This is a genomic window from Mycobacteriales bacterium (assembly GCA_036497565.1).
Taxonomy (GTDB): Bacteria; Actinomycetota; Actinomycetes; order Mycobacteriales; family QHCD01; genus DASXJE01.
The window spans coordinates 1-4,492 of the sequence record DASXJE010000229.1 but is presented as its reverse complement, the minus strand read 5'-3'; the positions used below and the strand labels follow the sequence as shown (position 1 = coordinate 4,492).

General features: G+C 67.7%; 4 protein-coding genes and 1 pseudogene. 1 reads left to right on the top strand and 4 read right to left on the bottom strand.

Annotated features, from left to right (window positions below):
* Positions 1-146: 146 nt before the first annotated feature.
* Positions 147-677 (top strand): annotated as a pseudogene (locus VGH85_18795) (fatty-acid--CoA ligase).
* A gap of 792 nt (positions 678-1,469) precedes the next feature.
* On the opposite strand, the gene VGH85_18790 reads toward VGH85_18795, so the two are convergent.
* The 4 genes from VGH85_18790 to VGH85_18775 all read right to left on the bottom strand — a co-directional run bounded on the left by VGH85_18790 (position 1,470) and on the right by VGH85_18775 (position 4,489).
* On the bottom strand, positions 1,470-2,282 hold the full coding sequence (locus VGH85_18790) for an enoyl-CoA hydratase/isomerase family protein (protein HEY2175857.1): 813 nt from the start codon (positions 2,280-2,282) through the stop codon (positions 1,470-1,472).
* 59 nt (positions 2,283-2,341) lie between these two features.
* Positions 2,342-3,247, bottom strand: a complete 906-nt coding sequence (locus tag VGH85_18785) for an MBL fold metallo-hydrolase (protein ID HEY2175856.1) — start codon at positions 3,245-3,247, stop codon at positions 2,342-2,344.
* A 466-nt stretch (positions 3,248-3,713) separates the two neighbouring features.
* The gene (locus tag VGH85_18780) at positions 3,714-4,142 is read right to left on the bottom strand and encodes a nuclear transport factor 2 family protein (GenBank protein ID HEY2175855.1); all 429 of its coding nucleotides are present in this window, start codon (positions 4,140-4,142) and stop codon (positions 3,714-3,716) included.
* A 209-nt stretch (positions 4,143-4,351) separates the two neighbouring features.
* Positions 4,352-4,489, bottom strand: coding sequence for an integrase core domain-containing protein (locus VGH85_18775; GenBank protein ID HEY2175854.1), 138 nt, complete (start codon positions 4,487-4,489; stop codon positions 4,352-4,354).
* Between the last annotated feature and the right edge of the window lie 3 nt (positions 4,490-4,492).

Here is a 4,492-nt window from a genome sequence, read left to right as displayed (position 1 = left end):
CGAACGCCGAGGCACTGACGAAGCGGCCGGCATGCCCGGTGCGCCCGAGCAACCGGGCGGCGACCACCGGCCCGATTCCGTCGAGTTCGGTGAGCCGGGTGCCGTGCTCGGCGAGCACCCGCGACATCTCGGTCGTGACCTTCTTCAGCGAGGTCCGCATCGTCGACGACCAGGACCTCGAAGTCCCACGCGGAACCGTCGGCGAGATCGTCGCGCGCGGCGCCAACGTCATGCTCGGCTACTGGAACCGCCCCGAGGAGACCGACAGCGCGTTGCGCGGCGGGCGGATGCACACCGGCGACGGCGGTTACATGGACGAGCACGGCTACGTCTTCGTCGCCGACCGGATCAAAGACATGATCGTCAGCGGTGGCGAGAACGTGTACTCCGCCGAGGTGGAGAACGCCCTGGCCCAACACCCCGGCGTCGCCAGTTGCGCCGTCATCGGCATTCCCGACCCCGACTGGGGCGAGGCCGTTCACGCCGTCGTCGTCCCCGCCTCCGGCGCCCGACCCGCCTCCGAGGAGCTGCGCGCCCACACCAAGCGCCTCATCGCCGGTTATAAGGCTCCCCGTACCGTCGAGTTCGTCGATGCCCTCCCGCTCTCCGCCGCAGGAAAAGTCCTCAAACGCGAGCTTCGCGCACGACACGGCACCTCGGGCGCCAAACCCGAGTGATGAACTGGCGACGTTACTCAACCGACCAGTCTGGGGCTTCGAAGTCTCTGGCCGCGCAGCGCTTCCCGCTGACCTGGGACGATGCCCTCCGACACCCCGCTGCTGATCTGGATCAATGTAGCTGGCCTGGTTGCTCAAGGTGAAGTATTGCGGGGACGATCGAAAGGGGATCGACTGCCGCAGAGCTTGAGACTCCATGCCGCGCCGCCCAGAAGGCCCGCAGTAGCGCTCTGAGCGCTCCATGGCCCGAAGGGGGTCGTAAGTGATCGTTCTGCGACTGGATAACAGTGGGCACAGCGCTTCGCGGTGACCAGCGGAGATGCTGGTGAGCACAGCTTTCAGCCCGATTGTGCTGACAAGCCGTCGGTCGCAGGTTCGAATCCTGCCGCACCCACGCAGGTCAGAGCGTTTTGGAGGGCCGCCACCCCAGCGTCGTGACATCGAACGTGGTGCGAGTTGCAGCCAGTCGAGGCCCTCCGCGGACGCCTCGAGGCCGAGCGCTGCGGTTTGTAGAGCAGATCCGTTCCGATGTTGCCCGAGCCGACGATCGCCGCCCGGAGTCGCTCTGTCATCTCGCACCCTTCGTAAGTCGACATCCCCGACGCTTAAGACGCAAGTGATGGGCGGAAGCCGCGCCTCCGCGACGTCACGATTGGCTCGATGACTGCGAATCCGACGGGGACAGGGTCGCGTGCGGAGGCCCTGACCTGCGTCGGCGACCATGCCCAGAACGATCTGTGCCGAGACCACCAAAGAGGGGACCGCCGATGAGCAAGATCGGGAGTTCTGTGGTCACGAGTTCGATTGGTGGTCGGCGAGACTCCGAAGGATGCGCGTCAGGGTCATTTCCCCGTCTCGGGTCTGGAGTCCATGTTGGAACGCAGCCTGGATCCGGCTTTGCACCTGCGGGTCGCTGACGCCGTCGCCGAAGATGTCGGAGTCGCGGCGGAAGGCCTCCGCCGGCGCGAGCGCTATCGCATTGACCCGGTCCTTGACCGCGATGTGGCCGGGGCCGGGGAAGCGGGCGATCCGGTGGGCGAGTGTCCGCACGAACTCCGCTATGTCGTCGTCGGGCAGCGCTCGGTTGACCCAGCCGTACCGTTCAGCGAGCTGAGCGTCGTAGTCGTCCGCGCTCAGCATGACCTCGAGCGCCCGGGCGCGGCCCATGAGTCGCACCAGGTGCTGGGTGGCTCCTCCACCGGGGAGCAGCCCGAAGGCGGGCTCGAACTGACCGAACATTGCCGATGCGCCTGCGGCGAACCGCATGTCGCAGGCCAGCGCGAACTCGCTTCCGGCACCGCGTACCCGACCTTCGATCTGGGCGATGGTCACCAGGCGGCTGGCGCTGAGGTGGTGGAACAGCAAGGCGATCGACGGCTCGCCGACCAACTTCGCCGCCTCCGCGCGGTATTCCGCGACCCGGGTCAGGTCGACGTGGGAGATGAAGTAGTCCGGGTCCCCGCTCATGAACACGACGACCTTGACGGTGTCGTCGGCCTCGGCTCGCCTGATCAGGGAGACCAGGTCGCGGACCAGGTCGGGGCCCAGGAGATTAATGGGAGGGGCCGTGATCTCTACGAACAGGACCCCGCCTTCATCGCGCACGGTGAGGGTGTCGAAAGCGGTGGGGAACGTGCGTGTCGATTCGCTCCGTCCGGGCGGCGTCACAGCCACGAGGAAAGGACGATCTGGCGGACGTCCTGCTCGGGGTGTTCGCGTACGCCGTAGAGGACGCTCGCGCCGACCCACAGGATCGTCCGGCCGAGGTGCTCCGGATAGCGCGCGATCTTCGCGTTGAAGAAGTCGACCGCGCTGTTCTGGGTTCGCAGGAGCTCTTCGGCGTCGTCGAGGTAGCGCCGGGTCTCCGCGATCGTCCGCTCGGCGTCGTCGTCGAGCTGGTTGTTGTGGTGCCCAGCGACGATGTGCCGGGGCTCGAGCGACTCGACCGTGTCGATCGCCGCCCGCCACGGTTCGAAGTTCCCGACGATCGCGGGCTGCGCCAGGTACATGTGCACCCCGTTGTAGATCACGTCCCCGGCCACGACGAGATCGAGGTCCCTGACGTGCAGGACGGTGCTGTCGTCGCTGTCGGTCGAGCCGACCTCGACGATCACGAGGTCGTGTCCTTCGAGCGTGAACCGGTTGTCGGGCACCGTCGTCGCGGTGACCGGTGTCGGCGGGATCCCGGTGTAGAGCTTGTCCCACAGCAGCGGCCGGGTGGCGACGTTGCCGTGCATCTGGGTGATCGTCCCCGCCGAGGCGACGACGCGGGCGCCGAAGCGTTCGGCCAGCGTCCCGGCGGCGAACCAGTGGTCGCCGTGGCCGTGGGTGATGAAGATGTCGGTGACGTTCCGGCTCTTCGCAGCGACCCAGTCGCCCAGTGCGCGCGCCTGATCCGTGGTCATCGGGGGGTCGGTCAGCACTGCGTCCTCGCTGCCGGAGATCAGCGTGCTGGCCTGGGGCGAGAACCGCTTCGGCTCACCGTTGGGGAGGACACCGTCCTGTGGCGCCGGCTCGTTGATGAAGACGTCGTAGGTCAGGGTCCCGCTGACGGCTTCGGTGGTGCCCATGTCGCCCCTCCCTCGGGGCCGGCATCCTCGACTGCCGTCGGGGCGGCCAGCGACCCGGCCACGGTCTCGCGTGCGTCGGTCCACCGCAAGCGTGCTGGCCAGGGACTGTGCCTGGGCTGGGGGAGCGCCGACGGATAGCGATGCACAGCCGGGATTCATCGCTCGTCCGTACCGGGGCACATCGCGCCGGGCCGCGTACCCAAATCCCCGAACCCGCGAGGACAACGGTGCTGTCACCAGCCCGCGGCGAGACCGGCCCACGTCGCGCGTTGAAGGTCTCGGACCTCGTCGCCACTGGGCATCGGCGCTCCTGTCGGATGCGTCCACCGGTCCTTGCGGTGCACGGCGGGCGCGAAGGGTAGGCAGGACCCGCGGCCCGGGCGAGGTGTCAGTCTTCGTATTGGGCCTATTCGCGGCGGCTCTATTCTGGGGCGCCTGAGATTCCGTGGGTCAGGGTCTCCGAGCGTTAGGCGTCCAGGACAGTCCGGATCGGCTGCCTGGTCGTGATCGGGTCGGCGTGGCGGTGCGCGACCCTCCACACGTCGCCTTCGCGCCGGAAGATCATGGTGACCCGTAGCGTGGAGGGGCTCATACCCTCGTGGCCGGCCAGTTGCAGCTCACTTCGCTCGATCTGGACGACGTAGCCGAGTTCGGGGGTCGAGTATCTTGAGATCTCCTCGCACTGGAGGGAGCCGCCCGTGAAATGTGCGGCCGCTTCCGTGATGGCCTTCTCGACGTCGACCCAACCGCGGCGAGGTGGTCCCAGGGGATTGGCCAGCGTGACGTCCTCTTTCCGTGAGAAGAGGCCCGCGACAAGGCTCGGGTCGCCCGTGACGAACGCACCGAGCGCTTGCCGGTACGAGGCGACGGCGTGGTCGAAGTCGTCCTCGGTCATCACGGTCCCTCTTCCTCCCCGAGCGGGACCCCCGCGCCGACGTCCTCGCAGTCTCCGTGGTCGACAGCCTCTCCGGACGGGCGTCGCGCGGGGCCGATCAGTGTTCTCGCCGTCGTGAGCAGGCGCAAGAGCCTCGAGCTGCGGCCGAGCACGCTTCGCGGTGTCTCCGCTCCAGGCAGGGCAAGCGTAATCACCGACGCGTTGACGATCTAGGTGTCGTATCCGCAGAGGTTGTTGACGCGATGGGCGGGTGGGTGGCCGGCGAGCGAGGTGTGGGGCCGGTGGAAGTTGTAGCTGTGCAGCCAGGTGGGCAGCGAGGCGACACGCTCGGCTGAGGAGTCGAACACGCT